This is a genomic window from Limnohabitans sp. WS1 (assembly GCF_003063265.1).
In the GTDB taxonomy this organism is placed as follows: Bacteria; Pseudomonadota; Gammaproteobacteria; order Burkholderiales; family Burkholderiaceae_C; genus Limnohabitans_A.
Genome location: NZ_NERU01000015.1, coordinates 54,500 through 70,921, shown reverse-complemented (window position 1 = coordinate 70,921; position 16,422 = coordinate 54,500). Strand labels below are relative to the sequence as shown.

Sequence of the window (16,422 nt, the reverse complement as noted above, 5' to 3'; positions counted from 1 at the left end):
GGGGCGATGGGTGGTGGTCTGTGGGGGTTTTCGCGACGAGGGCGTCGCTCCTACAGGGGGGGCTCGGAGGTCAGACACGGGCCAGCACGGGTGCCAGGGCCTTGCCGGTGTGGGTGCCCAGGATCACCAAGGCTTCGGGTGTCATGGCGGCCACAATGCGGCCGCCTGCGTTGCCGCCTTCCGGTCCCAGGTCAATCACCCAGTCGGCTTCGGCGATCACGTCGAGGTCGTGCTCGATGACGATCACGCTGTGGCCTGCATTGACCAAGCGGTGCAGCACACTGATGAGTTTGTCCACGTCGGCCATGTGCAGGCCCACCGTGGGTTCGTCCAGCACATACAGCGTGTGCGGGGCTTTGTTGCCGCGCTTGCCCACTTCGTCGCGCACCTTGGTCAACTCGGTCACCAGCTTGATGCGCTGGGCTTCGCCGCCGCTGAGCGTGGGTGAGGGCTGACCCAGCGTGAGGTAACCCAGCCCAACATCTTTGAGCAGCTGCAGCGGGTGCGCGATGCTGGGCATGCTGGCAAAGAAGTCCACGGCCTCGTCGACTTCCATCTGCAACACATCGCCAATGCTTTTGCCGCGCCAGGTCACGGCCAGGGTCTCGGGGTTGAAGCGAGCGCCTCGGCAGGTTTCGCAGGGCACTTTCACGTCGGGCAAAAAGCTCATCTCGATGGTGCGCATGCCCTGCCCTTCGCAGCTGGGGCAACGGCCTTCGCCGGTGTTGAAGCTGAAGCGTCCGGCGGCGTAGCCACGGGCTTTGGCCTCGAGGGTTTCGGCAAACAGTTTGCGGATCGTGTCCCAAAAACCAATGTAAGTGGCGGGGCACGAACGTGGGGTTTTGCCGATGGGGGTCTGGTCGACTTCGAGCACGCGGTCGATGGTTTCAAAGCCTTGCACATCGCTACACGCGGTCAAAGCCACGCGTTGGCCTGCATCTTGTGCGGTGCGGCCTGCAAAGGTGGAGCGCTGGCTGACCAGGGCTTGCACATTGGCCAGCAAGACATCGCGGGCCAAGGTGGATTTGCCCGAGCCACTGACACCGGTGACGGCGACCAAGCGCTTGAGGGGCACTTGCACATCGACTTGGCGCAGGTTGTGCAGGTTGGCACCGGTCAGGGTGAGCCACTGAAGTGTGGGCGCTTCGGGCGTTGCTGCCACAACGGGTGAGGCGGCTTTCTTTTTGCCCTTCACTTTGGCTGTGGCTGTGGCCGCTGTATTGACGGTCTCAGCGGCCGTAGCAGCTGGCAAAGAATTGGGATCTGACCCCAATTTCCCCGCCTCTGCTGCTTCTGCGTGGGGCACTGGGCTGGGCGACGATTTTGGCGTACCCCCGCCGTATGAGGAGCCCACGGCATGGCCCCGCGCAGAAGCATCCACCACCCTGCGGGCTTGCATCGGATGCTTCATCGCGTGCAACAGATAGCGGCCGGTTTGCGAATCGGCAGACGCCGTGATGTCTGCCACCGAGCCTTGTGCCACCAAACGACCACCGCGTTTGCCAGCACTCGGCCCGATGTCGATGATGTGGTCGGCGCGGCGGATGGTGTCTTCGTCGTGCTCCACCACCACCAGGGTGTTGCCTTTGTCGCCCAGCTTATGCAGGGCATTGAGCAAGATCTGGTTGTCGCGGGCGTGCAGGCCGATGGTGGGTTCGTCAAGCACATAGCACACGCCCTGCAAGTTGCTGCCCAACTGCGCGGCCAAGCGGATGCGCTGCGCCTCGCCACCCGACAAGGTGGGTGCACCCCGGTCGAGCGTGAGGTAACCCAGGCCCACTTCTTCGAGGAATTCGAGGCGACTCTTGATCTCGGGCACCAAGTCGCGGGCGATGTCGGCGTCACGACCCGTGAGCTGCAACTTGTCCACCCAATGCCGCACATCGGTGACGGACAAGCTGGCGATGTCGGTGATGCGCCAGCCCTGGCCAGGTGCTGAGCCCAAGCGCACAGCGCGGGCTGTCGCGTTCAGGCGGGTGCCTTCGCAGCTGGGGCAAGCCACGTTGGCCAGGTCTTCGATCTCGGGTTCGGCAAAGGTTTGCTCGCGCCCTTTGTCTTTGTCGTCGCGCACCGAGTCGTCAAACACTTGGCGTTCGTCTTTGCTGAGTTTGACGCCCGTGCCCACGCAGTCGGGGCACCAGCCGTGTTTGCTGTTGTAGGAGAACAAGCGCGGGTCGAGTTCGGCATACGAGGTGTCACAGGCCGGGCAAGCCCGCAGGGTCGAAAACACGCGATGCTGGCCAATGCGGGCGGTGGATTCGCCGCTGAACATGGCTTCGCGCAGGCCGTCCAGATCGCTCAGCACATGCACCACGCCTTTACCGTGTTCCAGTGTTTTGCTCAGGGCTTGGCGCAGGGCGGTTTCGTTGGTGGGCAACACATCGAGACTGGCCACGGGCAGTTCAATGTTGTGTTCTTTGAAGCGGTCGATGCGCGGAAAACCTTGTGTGGGCAAAAAGTCGCCATCGACGCGCAGGTGTGTAAAGCCACGCGGCCGCGCCCAGTCGGCCAGCTCGGTGTAAACGCCTTTTCGGTTGACGACCAAGGGGGCCAGCAGGCCAATGTGTTGCCCCCGGAACTGCGTCATGAGCTGCGCGATGATGCTGTCGGACGTTTGCGGTTGCACGGGCGTGTTGTCGTGCACGCAATGCTGAATGCCCAGCTTGACATAAAGCAGGCGCAAAAAGTGCCAAACCTCGGTGGTCGTGCCCACGGTCGATTTGCGGCCGCCGCGTGACAAGCGCTGCTCAATCGCCACGGTGGGCGGGATGCCGTACACCGCATCGACCTCGGGGCGACCAGCGGGCTGCACGATGGAGCGGGCGTAGGCGTTCAGGCTTTCCAAATAACGACGCTGGCCTTCGTTGAACAAGATGTCAAACGCCAGCGTGGATTTGCCAGAACCACTGACGCCGGTGACCACGTTGAACTTGCCGCGTGGAATGTCCACGCTCAGGTTTTTGAGGTTGTGCTCTTTGGCGTTGACGATTTGGATGTTGTTGTTCAACACAGGTGCGCGCCGAGCAACCGGAACCAGTGAGGAGGCACCCTCCACGCCTCGAACGCGAGCCAGCGAGGCTGCGGTGTCAGCGGGTGACGATTTTGGCGTACCCCCGCCGTATGAGGAACCCGCTGACACCGCAGCCTCGCCCCCACGAACACCCGACCGCCCAGCCAGAACATCGAAATCGCCCCCATAGACACTCAAACGCTCAGCCACACCCAACACCTCGCCCATCGACTCAGCGTACTCACGCAGAGCCAGCCCCGTATGAGAGGTCGCATGTTGGCGCACATCTTCTGGCGTGCCTTGGGCCACGATCAGCCCCCCGGCATAACCGCCCTCTGGCCCCAGGTCGATCAGCCAATCGCTGGCACGGATCACATCGAGGTTGTGCTCGATGACGATGAGCGAATGCCCCGCTTCGAGCAGCTTGCGCAAAGCGCGCATGAGCTTGGCGATGTCGTCAAAGTGCAAGCCGGTGGTCGGCTCGTCAAACAAAAACAGCGTGCCTTTGCGCGCCAGACTCTGGCGGCTCTTGGACGCGCTTTTGGCGGCTTCGGCCAGAAAGCCCGCGAGCTTGAGGCGCTGCGCCTCACCGCCCGACAAGGTGGGCACTGGTTGGCCCAGCTTCACGTATTCCAGGCCCACATCGACAATGGGCTGCAGGGCGCGGATCACGTCGCGGTCTTGTGCGAACAAAGCGGCCGCTTCGCTCACCGTCAAGTCCAGCACATCGGCCACGTTCAGGTGGCGCGGCTGCGCCTGACCCAAGGCCTGGCGCTCGACGGTGATCTCCAGAATCTCGGGGCGGTAACGCTTGCCATCGCAGTCAGGGCAGCGCAAATACACGTCGCTCAAGAACTGCATCTCGACATGCTCAAAGCCCGAGCCGCCGCAGGTGGGGCAACGGCCATCGCCACCGTTGAAGCTGAACTTGCTGGCGGTGTAACCGCGTTGACGCGAGAGCGGCGCGGTCGCAAAAATCTCGCGGATCGCGTCCCACGCGCCCACATAACTCACGGGGTTGGAGCGGGCGGTTTTGCCAATGGGCGACTGGTCCACAAACACCACATCGCTCAGGTGGTCTGCGCCCAACAGGCGGTCGTGTGCGCCGGGTGTTTCGGTGGCTTTGCCAAAGTGGCGCATCAGCGCCGGGGCCAGCACGTCCTGAATCAAACTCGATTTGCCCGAGCCACTCACACCCGTGATGGTGACCAGGCGCTGCAGCGGAAAATCCACGCTGATGTTTTGCAAGTTGTGTTCGCGTGCGCCTTCCAGAATCAACCGTGGCGTGCTGTCGGTGACCATGCGCTTGAAGCCCAGGCCCACTTGTTTGCGCCCACCCAAATAAGCGCCGGTGAGCGTGTCTGCGTTGCGCAGGTCGGCGGTGGTGCCGTCAAAAACGATCTGCCCTCCACGCTCGCCCGGGCCGGGACCCATGTCGATCATCCGGTCGGCGGCCATCATCACGGCCGGGTCGTGCTCGACCACGACCAGGGTGTTGCCCGCGTCTCGCAGGCGGTGCATGGCCAAGGTGATGCGGTGCATGTCACGCGGGTGCAGGCCGATGCTGGGCTCGTCGAGCACGAACAGGGTGTTGACCAAGCTGGTGCCCAAGGCGGTGGTCAGGTTGATGCGCTGGACTTCACCGCCGCTCAGTGTGCGGCTTTGGCGGTCGAGGGTGAGGTAACCAATGCCGACGTCGCACAGGTATTTGAGGCGGGTGGTGATTTCTTCCAGCAGCAGTTGCAGGGCTTTTTGTTCGGCGCTTTTGCCTTGTCCTGGCTCTTCGTAGGTTCGGTCTGCATCAGAGCGGGGGGCGGGCTCCTCATGCGGCGGGGGTACGCCAAAATCGTCGCCCGCCCCCCGCTCTGACGCAGACCTTGTGGTCGATCGGGCGTCTTGCGCCCTCTCTGTCGCTGTATCAATCGCCGTCTTGGTGACTCCGTGTGTCTGTGCGTTTGCACCCGCCCCTACGGCTTCGGCCGGGGATGGGCTGGGCGACGATTTTGGCGTACCCCCGCCGTATGAGGAGCCCAGCCCATCCCCGGCCGGAGCCTCCCCCAAGGTCCTCAACAATCCAGCAACCGAAGAGGCTGCCTCAGCCCCCAAAGACGCCTGACCCGACGCCGACAACCGGTCAAAAAACAATCGCAGTCGATCGAGCGGCATGATCATCATGTCGTGCAAACTCAAACCCGGCAGCGCCTCCAACTGCGCACGCGTCCACTTCACACCTGCGGGCATGAAACGCTTTTCCACCGGCAAAACGCCATCGGCATCCGAATGGCTGCCAATGCGCCAGAGCAAACTCTCGGTCTTCAAACGCGCCCCTTGGCACGTTGGGCACTCGGTGTAACTGCGGTACTTGGACAAGAGCACCCGGATGTGCATCTTGTAGGCCTTGCTCTCCAGGTACTCAAAAAAGCGCTTCACGCCGTACCACTGGTGGTTCCAGCGGCCCTTCCACTCGGGCGAGCCGTTGATGACCCAATCTTGCTGCGCTTTCGTCAGCTTGTCCCAGGCCGTGTCGCGCGGAATGCCAGCCGCCTCGGCGTGGCGCATCAGGTCGTCCTGGTTTTCTTGCCAGGCGGGCGTTTGCAGCGTCTTGATGGCCCCAGCGCGCAGCGTGAGCTTGGGGTTGGGAATGACCAGGCCGTAGTCGACACCAATCACCCGCCCAAAACCCCGGCAGGTCTCGCACGCACCCACGGCGGAGTTGAAGGAGAACATCGACGGGATGGGGTCGGTGTAGCGCTGGTCGCTGTCGGGGCAATGCAGACCTGTCGAAAAGCGCCAGATGTCGAAGGCGGCTTCTGAGGAAGCAGCAGCGGAGAAATTGGGATCTGACCCCAATTTCTCTGCATACACGTTCAGGCGGCCGCCACGCTTCAAGGCCACTTCGATGGCTTCGACCACGCGGGCTTTTTCGGCCTTGCCCAAACGGAAACGGTCGGCGATCACGTCCAGCACTTTGCGTGGGCCGGTGAGGGTGGCCACTTCGCGTTCGGCCTGCACCTTGGTGAAGCCGCTGGCAGATAACCACTGCTCGACCTGCTCTGCGCTGGTGTTGGCCGGCAACTCGACCGGGAAGGTCAGGTACAGGCGCGGGTCGCCCGCTTGCTCGGCACGCTGGGCCAGCTCGGCATAGATGGTGTCGGGGTTGTCGTGGCGCACCGGCTGTGCGGTGTCTTTGTCAAACAGCTGGCCTAGGCGGGCGAACAACAACTTCAGGTGGTCGTTCAGCTCGGTCATGGTGCCCACGGTGGAACGCGAGCTGCGCACCGGGTTGGTCTGGTCGATCGCAATCGCCGGCGGCACGCCTTCGACCTTATCGACCGCCGGTTTGTCCATGCGGTCCAAGAACTGGCGGGCGTAGGCGCTGAAGGTCTCCACATAACGGCGCTGGCCTTCGGCGTAAAGCGTGTCGAACACCAGGCTGGACTTGCCCGAGCCGCTGGGGCCGGTGACCACCGTCAGCTCGCCCGTGCGGATGTCCAGATCGAGGTTTTTGAGGTTGTGCTGACGGGCACCACGGATGCGGATGAGACCTTGGGACATGGACGGGCTTTATGGGGTGAGGGCCAAGCATTCTAGGGCGGCAGGATAAACCCGCCGCTGACTGAGGGGAGCCTCGACCTCGGGGCGATTGGCTATGGTCTGCTAGCGCACCATCGCGACGGGGGCGTCGCTCCTACAGGGTGGAATGCCCTGCATTTTGTGGGAGCCCCGCCCTCGGGGCGATGGGGGGTGGTCTGCGGGGCTTATCGCGACGAGGGCGTCGCTCCTACGGGGGGAAGGCCCTGCATTTTGTAGGAGCCCCGCCCTCGGGGCGATGGGGGGTGGTCTGCGGGGCTTTTCGCGACGGGGGCGTCGCTCCTACGGGGGGAAGGCCCTGCATTTTGTGGGAGCCCCGCCCTCGGGGCGATGGGTGATGGTCTGCGAGGTTTTTCGCGACGAGGGCGTCGCTCTTACAAAACAAAAGCCACGCATTGGCGTGGCTTGGGATCGCTCGTCAGGGCCAAAAGCCCTGAGACAGCAGTGTGCTTACTTGGCAGCGCTGGCGTCAGATGCTGGTGCAGCAGCAGGAGCTGCAGCGGGTGCATCGGCTTTGGCGGGCTCTACATGCACAGCATCAGCGCCGTGCTTTTCGCCGCTCATGTCCAGGCTGTCACCGCCTTTGCTGATGACGTACAAAGCCAAGCCAGCAAAGATCACGAATCCAACAACAATTTTCCACATCATTCATCTCCAAAATAAAGAAGGCCCTCCACAGGGGGAAGGCCTTGAATTTAGCACCCGAGTCACCCCGGGATGCTTACAACAAAGATCAGTCGTCTGCGTAGATGTCGACGTCTTTGGTCTCTTTGATGAACAGACCACCGATCACGACGGTTGCACCGGCGATGATGATCGGGTACCACAAGCCGTTGTACATGTTACCGGTCTGAGCCACGATCGCGAAGGCGGTGGTGGGCAACAAGCCGCCGAACCAGCCGTTACCGATGTGGTAAGGCAAGGACATGGAGGTGTAACGGATGCGGGTGGGGAACATCTCGACCAGCATGGCGGCGATAGGACCGTACACCATGGTCACCAACAACACCAAGTAGGTGAGGATGATGATGACGGTAACCTTGTCGAACTTGGCCATGTCGGCTTTGACAGGGTAGTTGGCCCCTTTCAGAGCAGCGCCCAGGTTGGAAGCCAACAGTGTTGCACCAGCGGCCTTCTCGTTGCTCAGGTCTTTGACAGACTTGGTGGCAGCTTCGATCGCCTTGGCGTCTTTGGGTTCTGCAGCGTTCAGAGCAGCCAGCTTTTCCTCGGCCTTGGCCTTGGCAGCAGCCACGTCTTCAGCTGTGTACTTGACCTTCACGACGGTCTCGCCCACCTTGATGATGGCAGGGGTGCCAGCAGGTGCGACTTCGTTCGAGTAGCTCACCGATGCGCCAGCCAAACGTTGCTTGGCGATGTCGCAAGAAGAAGTGAACTTCTTGGTGCCTGTGGGGTTGAACTGGAACGAGCACTCGGCTGGATCAGCAACAACAACCACTTGTGATGCGGCTTGGGCAGCGTACAAGTCTGGGTTAGCAGCCTTGGTCAATGCCTTGAACACAGGGAAGTATGTCAAAGCGGCCAACAAGCAACCGGCCAAAATGATCGGCTTGCGGCCAATCTTGTCAGACAAGGCACCGAACACGATGAAGAACGGTGTGCCGATGATCAAAGACACAGCAACCATGATGTTGGCAGTGGCGCCGTCCACCTTCAACGCTTGTGTCAAGAAGAACAAAGCGTAGAACTGACCGGAGTACCAAACCACAGCTTGACCCGCAGTCAAACCGATCAGGGCCAAGATCACGATCTTCAGGTTTTTCCACTGGCCGAAAGACTCGGACAGAGGGGCCTTGGAGGTTTTGCCTTCGGCTTTCATTTTCACGAAAGCAGGCGATTCGTTCATGCTCAAACGGATGAAGACCGAGATGATCAACATGATGATCGAGACGATGAACGGAACGCGCCAGCCCCAGTCAGCAAAAGCTTCTTCGCCGATGATGGTCCGTGTACCCAAGATCACCATCAAGGACAGGAACAAGCCCAATGTTGCTGTGGTCTGGATCCAGGCGGTGTAGGCACCACGCTTGCCGTGAGGAGCGTGCTCGGCCACGTAAGTGGCAGCACCACCGTACTCACCACCCAAAGCCAAGCCTTGCAACAAGCGAAGGCAGATCAGGATGACGGGGGCGGCCACACCAATGCTGGCGTAGTTGGGCAAGATGCCCACGATGAAGGTCGATGCACCCATGATCAGGATGGTGACCAAGAAGGTGTACTTGCGGCCGATCATGTCGCCCAAGCGGCCGAAGAAGATCGCGCCGAAAGGACGCACGATGAAACCAGCAGCAAACGCCAACAGCGCGAAGATGAAAGCAGAGCCTTCGTCCAAGCCGCTGAAGAATTGCTTGGCAATGATCGCGGCCAATGAGCCGTACAAATAGAAGTCATACCATTCGAAAACGGTACCCAGAGAAGAGGCAAAAATCACCTTCTTCTCTTCCGCCGACATCGGGCGGGGTGCAGTTGTAGCCATGAAGCTGTCTCCAAAAAAGAGTCCCCAACACGAGAACTTGAGCCGATTCTTGATGCTGGCACTTGCCCCTGTCTGACAGGCAACCAACACGGGCTTACATACCAAGTGTTAACCCTTGGTATTTTTTTCACATCGCGAGAAAACCACCTCTTCCAAGGGTAATTACTCAGTACCGTTTGATGCGCATGCTTGAAAGGCGTCGCCCAATTTGCACGCCAAACCCCCTTGCGGCCTCAAAATTCAACCGTTCACCTGGATCGTGACCTTCAGCGCCGACCCTTCACCTCATCCATTACAGTCAGACGCCCAGCGAACTTCGCTTTTCAAATCAGCAGACCCCACGAACAACATCATGAACGACAACACCTTTGACTACATCATCGTTGGCGGTGGCACCGCTGGATGCCTGTTGGCCAACCGCCTGAGCGCTGATGCCAGCCAACGCGTGCTGTTGATCGAAGCCGGCAAAAAAGACGATTACCACTGGATCCATATTCCCGTGGGCTACCTGTACTGCATTGGCAACCCACGCACCGATTGGCTGTACCAAACCGAAGCCGCCGAGGGCCTGAACGGGCGCAGCCTGCGCTATCCGCGTGGCAAGGTGCTGGGTGGGTGCTCCAGCATCAACGGCATGATTTACATGCGCGGCCAATCGCGCGACTACGACCAGTGGGCCCAGATCACGGGCAACGATGCTTGGCGCTGGGACCAAACCTTGCCCTACTTCAAACTGCACGAAGACCACTACAACGGGGCCAACGAGTTTCACGGGGCCAAAGGGGCCAAGTCCGAGTTGCTGGCACCTACCGATTTGCCCAAAGGCAGTTATTTGCACACGCTGCGTGGACGCAACACAGGTGGCGAATGGCGCATTGAAAAGCAACGCCTGCGCTGGGACGTGCTAGACGCGTTTTCGCAAGCGGCCCAGCAGGCGGGCATTCCCGCCACCGACGACTTCAACCGGGGCAACAACGAGGGAGTGTCTTACTTCGATGTGAACCAACGCAGCGGCTGGCGCTGGAACACGGCCAAGGCGTTTTTGCGCCCCACCTGTTATTCACGCCCCAACTTTGAGTTGTGGAACAAAGCCCAGGTGAGCAAGCTCTTGATTGAAACCCAGGCCAATGGCGAAAAACGTTGCACGGGCGCTCAGGTCTGGACAGGGCTGGAGATGGTCGAGGTCAAGGCCACACAAGAGGTGATTTTGAGTGCGGGCAGCATCGGCTCTGCGCAGATTTTGCAGCTGTCGGGCATCGGGTCTGCAGCTGTGTTGCAAGGTGTGGGTGTGGATGTGCAGCACGATCTGCCGGGTGTGGGGGCCAACTTGCAAGACCATTTGCAGATTCGCTCGGTCTACAAGGTCAAGAACGCCAAGACCTTGAACACCCTGGCCAACAGCTTGTGGGGCAAGGCCATGATCGGTCTGGAATACGCCATGAAACGCACTGGCCCCATGAGCATGGCGCCGAGTCAGTTGGGCGCATTCACCAAGAGCGATCCGTCGCAGCCCCACGCCAACATTCAGTACCACGTTCAGCCTTTGAGCCTGGACGCGTTTGGCGAGCCGTTGCACAGTTTTCCGGCCATCACGGCCAGCGTGTGCAACCTCAACCCCACGAGCCGGGGCACGGTGCACATCAAGAGCCCGCGTTTTGAAGACGCCCCCGCCATTGCGCCCAATTACCTGGCCACTGCAGAAGACCGCAAAGTGGCCGCCGACAGTTTGCGTGTGACGCGCCGCATCATGGCGCAAGACGCGATGAAGCCTTTTCAGCCCGAGGAGTTCAAGCCCGGCGTGCAGTACCAAAGCGATGAAGAACTGGCCAAATTGGCCGGTGACATTGCCAGCACCATCTTCCACCCAGTAGGCACCACCCGCATGGGGCGCGACGACGACCCGATGGCGGTGGTCAATGGGCGCTTGCAGGTGCGCGGCATCGCGGGCTTGCGTGTGGTGGATGCGGGGGTGATGCCCACCATCACCAGTGGCAACACCAACAGCCCTACCCTCATGATTGCTGAAAAAGCGGCGCAGTGGATTGGCGAAGATTTCGTGAAAATTTAACGCCACCAAGTGCCATGACTTTCATCCACAAAAAACGCCTGTTGACCACGATCCTTTTGCTGGTCTGGGTGTTGGTGAGCTTTGGCCCCAGTTTTTTTGCGCGAGACTTGTCTGTGACGGTTTGGGGCTGGCCTTTGTATTTTTGGATGGCAGCACAAGGCTCCATCTTGCTGTTCATCTGCATCGTTGTCGTTTATGCGTGGCTCATGAACCGCTGGGAAGCGCAAGAAACCGCTGCAGGCAGGCCCATCGCCAAAGGCTGATCGCGAGCGATTTTTTTCAGCTATTGGGATGTGTTGATCGTTTGTCAAGCCCCCTAAAAACCCACCCCTGTTTTATCGGTGTTTTCCCTTGAATTCAGGGCACACCGACAGTGGCAAACAAAGCAAAACTGTAAGTTAGCCGTCAGGCAAAACAGCCTCTCCCAATGAAGCGGCTGAATCCTCGCGGAAAAATTTTATTTACGCATTTTTCAAAAGGGATTAATTGCGATTAGGTGGACAAGAAGGCAGTTCATAGAATTCGAAAAAATTCTTGATCTACATCAATAAAGTCCTATGTTGCTTGCCATCGTCATCGCCAAAAGTTTGATCGAACTTTCACTCATGTTCATCGTCGGGCGCTTCTTGCTGGGATTGCTGGCAGGGTCCAACCGTGACAACAATGTTTTTTGGCAATTGCTGGATGTGGCCTCCAAGCCTGCGCTTTGGTTGACTCGCAAAATCAGCCCTAAACTGATCCTGGACCAACACATCCCGCTGGCCACCAGCAGCTGGCTTTTGATTGCCTGGGTCGTGGTGGTGCAACTGAAAATCGAACTTTGCCTTGAGATGGGGATCGCTGCATGTCAGTGAAATCCCATACCACCCCCACGCACTTGAACACCTCCAGCCGAAGCCGGTGTTTTTGGCTTCGTCTCCGCGCCAAGGCACTTTTGGTCTTGGGTTTGCGCAAGCAAGCCCATGCGGTGTTTCTAGAGATCCTGCGGATCAACCCAGAGGATGTGCTGGCCTTGAACAGCGTGGGCTTCAAGGAACTGAACGACAAGCGTTTGATTCAGGCTTTGGGATTTTTTGAACGGGCTCTGGTGCTCACACCCAACAACGCCAATGCCCACTTCAACGTGGGGTTTGTGTGCGAAGAGTTGGGGCGAAGCCAAGAAGCCGAACACGCCTTCAGAGCTGCCATTCAGATCGACGAAAAAATGGACCGTGCCTGGTATGGCCTGGGTTTGGTTCTGGTGCGCCAGCAACGGTTTGAAGAGTCTTTGATCGCCTTCAAGCGCAACACCGAATTGCAATCCATGAGCCCTTATGCCTGGTACCAAATGGCCCGGGTGCACATGGAGATGCATGAACCCGACAAAGCGTTGGAAGTCATGCGCCATTTGAATGGATTCGAGCCCAAGGTGGCCGCTCAATTGGAGCGAGAAACCGGTCTCAAACTGAACAGGCCTGCGTGAATACCAAGCCCAGACCTGTGGGCTGAGACATTGAAGTGTGACAGTCGGTAGTTTGATTTTTTTAACAAGAAGGAGATGAAGATGCAGCTCACTGCAAGGCACCAGGAATACTGGGGCAAAAACTTAAGGATCACGGGGCTATTGCTGGCCCTGTGGTTCTTTGTCACGTTCGTGCTTTTGTACTTTTCGCGTGATTTGACGTTCAGCTTTTTTGGCTGGCCGTTCTCGTTTTGGGTCGCCGCCCAGGGCGCACTGATCGTGTATTGCCTGATCATTTGGTACTACGCCCGCTATATGAACAACCTTGACAAGGAATATGGCGTTTCTGAAGGAGAAGAATCATGAGCGTTTTCGGCGGAGAAGGCCAAACCCAAAGCCAGTTTCAGAAATCTCTGAACAAAGTTTTCTTGTTCTACGGCGGAGGCTTTGCAGCCTTCGTGATTTTGCTCGCCATTCTGGAGCAAATAGGCATGCCCAAAGAGTACATTGGCTACGCCTTCTTGGCGGCCACCGTGCTTTTGTACGGCGGTATTGGTGTGATGAGTCGCACCAACGATGCCGCCGAATACTATGTGGCCGGCCGTCGTGTGCCCGCCATCTACAACGGCATGGCCACAGGCTCTGACTGGATGTCAGCGGCTTCGTTCATCGGTATGGCCGGTACGCTTTACCTGACGGGTTACGGCGGTTTGGCCTTTATTTTGGGCTGGACAGGCGGTTACTGTTTGGTGGCTTTGTTCCTGGCACCTTACCTGCGCAAGTTTGGCCAGTTCACCATCCCTGACTTTTTGGGCGCACGTTACGGCGGCAACATGGCGCGTCTGATTGGCGTGTTTGCGGCCATCTTGGTGTCCTTCGTTTACGTGGTAGCGCAGATCTTCGGCGTGGGCTTGATCACCGCCCGTTTGACAGGCCTGTCCTTCGACGTGGGGGTGTATGTGGGCTTGGCCGGTATCCTGGTGTGCTCGTTCTTGGGCGGTATGCGCGCTGTGACCTGGACTCAGGTGGCGCAATACCTAATCTTGATCGTCGCTTACATGATCCCTGTGGTTTGGTTGTCGGTGAAACACACCAGCATGCCTGTGCCGCAAATCTCTTATGGCTACCTGCTTGAAAAAGTCAGCGCCAAAGAAGAGCAATTGCTCAAAGACCCCAAAGAACTCGAAGTTCGCGGCATCTTCAAAGCACGCGCTGATGCAGCCACTGAAAAGCTGAAAGACGTGCCAGCAGCCATGGCCGCTGACAAAGAAGCCGCCACCAAAAAGCTGGAAGAGCTGAAGGCCGCCAACGCGCCAGCAGCAGACATCAAAGCCGCTGAAGCCGCTGTTGCCGCTTTGCCCAAGGATGAAGCCGCTGCCAAAGCGGCTTACACCGCAGCACGCACCACCAACACGGCCCGTGCAGCCCCACCCCTGCGACACGCTGAGCCTTTCCCAGGCAAAGACGACGCAGCCCGGGATGTGGCACGCAAGAACTTCCTGGCCTTGGTCTTCTGTTTGATGATTGGTACGGCTGCTTTGCCACACATCCTGATGCGCTTTTACACCGTCCCCTCGGTGCGTGAAGCGCGTGAGTCGGTGGCTTGGTCGCTGTTCTTCATCTCTTTGCTGTACTTCACGGCGCCCGCTTTGGCGGTGTTGGTCAAGTTTGACATCTACACGCTCTTGGTCGGCACACCGATGGACCAGTTGCCGGGATGGATTGCACGCTGGAACGTGGTCGACCCCACGCTGATGGCGGTGTCTGACATCAACAAAGATGGCATCTTGCAGTTGGCAGAGATCCGCTTGGGTGGTGACATTGTGGTCTTGGCCACACCTGAAATCGGTGGCTTGCCCTTCGTGATTTCTGGTTTGGTTGCAGCGGGTGGTTTGGCTGCGGCCTTGTCCACAGCCGATGGCCTGTTGCTGACCATTGCCAACGCCTTGTCGCACGACGTGTACTACAAAGTGATCGACCCGAACGCTTCGGCGAACCGCCGTGTCGCGATCTCCAAAACCATTTTGGTGTTCGTCGCCTTGGCGGCCGCTTATGTCGCATCGCTGCGCATGGCCGACATTTTGTTCCTCGTGTCTGCGGCCTTCTCGTTTGCTGCGGCAGCCTTCTTCCCTGCGTTGACCCTGGGCATCTTCTGGAAGCGTGCCAACAAATGGGGCGCTTCGCTGGGCATGATGGCGGGTTTGGGCATCTCGTTCTACTACATGGTCAAGACACATCCCTGGATGTACGGCTTGTTCCATGAGGGTTCGTTGACCCCTGAAATCCTGAAGGCCAACACCTGGTGGGACATTGCCCCCATCTCGGCCGGTATCTTTGGTGTACCAGTCGGCTTTGCGGTGATCATCATCGTGTCGCTGCTGACCAAGGCACCGGACCAAGAAGTTCAGAACATGGTCGAAAACGTCCGTTTCCCCAGCTTTGACGGCACCACCTCACAAGGCAGTGCTGCCCACTAAAAGGTCCCTTTTGGCAAGCTCTGTCTTGCCAACTTGAGCCCTTCCAATCAAAAACCCGATCACGTCATGTGATCGGGTTTTTTTGTTTGGGGCAACCGCTCAATTCATGAGCGCCGGACACCCACCCCGCACTGCGACGGGGCTTGCCAGTCCGGGCCGTCAAACCAGGCATCCCCCAGCAAATAGGCCCGCAGCATGGGCAGTGCATCTTGCCCCCAAAACACGCGGTCATCGACCACCCAGCTGGGCACACCAAACACCCCCTGCTCAATCGCCTCTTGGGCGTGCGTTTGCAAAGCCTGCTTGACTTGGGGGCTGCCGGGGTCTTGTGCCGGTGCCAGCTCGGTCGTCAGGGCCGCCAGGCGCTCGGGGTCGGCCGCATCCTGCCCTGTACACCAAACATGGCGAAAAATTTTCTCGCACACATAGCGACTGGGCGTGCCGTCGGCGTCACACGCCGTGGCCAGACGCAACAAACCCAAGGGGTTGAAGGGGTGCATGGCTGGCAGCTGCAAGGGCGTGCCTTGCTGACGGGCCAACCACAGCACCTGCCGGTAGGTCCAGTCACGCTTGGTGGGGATTTCCGCCGGACCGAGTTGCCCATGGTGCTTGAGCATGGCGGCAAACAGCACCGGTTTGTGCACCACGCGGTGGCTGATGCCCTGCAAGGCGCGGGGCAGCGCATCAAAGCCCAGCCAGGCGTAAGGCGAGATGAAGTCGAGATAAAAGTGAATGGTTTTCATAGGGTGCAGTGGGTGTGTTGGCGCACCCAGTCTATAGGGTGAACACCGAGAGACGGAACAGGGCTTGACCCTAGAATTTGCATCAAACCTGTTTTCCAGGTGAAGTCATCTTGGTCTTTGACTTCCGTGCCCAACACTCAAGGAGACAGCATGTACAAACACATCATTTTGGCCTACGACGGTTCGGCCAGCGGACAAAAAGCCTTGATTGAAATCAAGGAACTGGCGCATTGGGGTCAACCCCGTTTGACCTTGGTGGCGGTGGTGCCCACGCCCATGGATGTGGGTTCGATGGAGATGGGCTACTACGCATCAACCAACACGGCCGCCGTTGAAGCGCAGTTGGAACAGCAATTGAACGATGGCGTGGCCGCCTTGAAGGCCATGGGTTTTGCGGCCCACGGCGAACTGCTCAAAGGCGAAGTCATCAAGGCGCTGTCTGAGTATGCCGACCGCATGTCGGCAGACTTGCTGGTGGTGGGCCATCGGCACGAGAGCAATTTGCTGCGCCGCTGGTGGAGCGGTTCGACGGCCAAGGCCTTGGTGGACGAGTCGCCTTGTAATGTGTTGATTGTGGTGGAGCGCAGCGCCTGAACGG

General features: G+C 59.1%; 11 protein-coding genes. 7 read left to right on the top strand and 4 right to left on the bottom strand.

Annotation, left to right across the window (positions count from 1 at the left end):
- Positions 1-70: 70 nt before the first annotated feature.
- The 3 genes from B9Z48_RS16460 to B9Z48_RS16450 form a co-directional block, all read right to left on the bottom strand.
- A complete protein-coding gene (locus B9Z48_RS16460) occupies positions 71-6,565 on the bottom strand; it encodes an excinuclease ABC subunit UvrA (RefSeq protein ID WP_108379827.1) in 6,495 nt (2,164 codons plus the stop codon).
- A gap of 486 nt (positions 6,566-7,051) precedes the next feature.
- Positions 7,052-7,246: a hypothetical protein gene (locus tag B9Z48_RS16455; RefSeq protein ID WP_089952509.1), complete on the bottom strand. Its 195-nt coding sequence runs from the start codon at positions 7,244-7,246 to the stop codon at positions 7,052-7,054.
- An 88-nt stretch (positions 7,247-7,334) separates the two neighbouring features.
- Positions 7,335-9,095 (bottom strand): MFS transporter, encoded by a 1,761-nt coding sequence (locus B9Z48_RS16450; RefSeq protein ID WP_108379825.1) that lies wholly within the window; start codon positions 9,093-9,095, stop codon positions 7,335-7,337.
- A gap of 352 nt (positions 9,096-9,447) precedes the next feature.
- On the opposite strand from B9Z48_RS16450, the gene B9Z48_RS16445 reads away from it, so the two are divergent.
- The 6 genes from B9Z48_RS16445 (at position 9,448) to B9Z48_RS16420 (ending at position 15,081) form a co-directional block, all read left to right on the top strand.
- On the top strand, positions 9,448-11,163 hold the full coding sequence (locus B9Z48_RS16445; protein WP_108379896.1) for a GMC family oxidoreductase: 1,716 nt from the start codon (positions 9,448-9,450) through the stop codon (positions 11,161-11,163).
- Positions 11,164-11,177: 14 nt separating this feature from the next.
- Positions 11,178-11,426: a DUF4212 domain-containing protein gene (locus B9Z48_RS16440; RefSeq protein ID WP_108379823.1), complete on the top strand. Its 249-nt coding sequence runs from the start codon at positions 11,178-11,180 to the stop codon at positions 11,424-11,426.
- A gap of 294 nt (positions 11,427-11,720) precedes the next feature.
- The gene (locus B9Z48_RS16435; RefSeq protein WP_062407371.1) at positions 11,721-12,017 is read left to right on the top strand and encodes a hypothetical protein; all 297 of its coding nucleotides are present in this window, start codon (positions 11,721-11,723) and stop codon (positions 12,015-12,017) included.
- Positions 12,008-12,625: a tetratricopeptide repeat protein gene (locus B9Z48_RS16430; protein ID WP_108379821.1), complete on the top strand. Its 618-nt coding sequence runs from the start codon at positions 12,008-12,010 to the stop codon at positions 12,623-12,625. Before B9Z48_RS16435 ends, B9Z48_RS16430 begins: the two co-directional genes overlap by 10 nt.
- Positions 12,626-12,706: 81 nt before the next feature.
- A complete protein-coding gene (locus B9Z48_RS16425; RefSeq protein ID WP_089952515.1) occupies positions 12,707-12,970 on the top strand; it encodes a DUF4212 domain-containing protein in 264 nt (87 codons plus the stop codon).
- Positions 12,967-15,081: a sodium:solute symporter family protein gene (locus B9Z48_RS16420; protein ID WP_108379819.1), complete on the top strand. Its 2,115-nt coding sequence runs from the start codon at positions 12,967-12,969 to the stop codon at positions 15,079-15,081. The genes B9Z48_RS16425 and B9Z48_RS16420 overlap by 4 nt, the downstream gene beginning before the upstream one ends.
- Positions 15,082-15,185: 104 nt before the next feature.
- Here B9Z48_RS16420 and B9Z48_RS16415 read toward each other — a convergent pair whose 3' ends face one another.
- Positions 15,186-15,824 (bottom strand): 2-hydroxychromene-2-carboxylate isomerase, encoded by a 639-nt coding sequence (locus tag B9Z48_RS16415; protein WP_108379817.1) that lies wholly within the window; start codon positions 15,822-15,824, stop codon positions 15,186-15,188.
- Between the two features lie 150 nt (positions 15,825-15,974).
- Between B9Z48_RS16415 and B9Z48_RS16410 the strand changes: the two genes are divergently transcribed.
- The gene (locus B9Z48_RS16410) at positions 15,975-16,418 is read left to right on the top strand and encodes a universal stress protein (RefSeq protein WP_108379815.1); all 444 of its coding nucleotides are present in this window, start codon (positions 15,975-15,977) and stop codon (positions 16,416-16,418) included.
- The last annotated feature ends 4 nt before the right edge of the window (positions 16,419-16,422 follow it).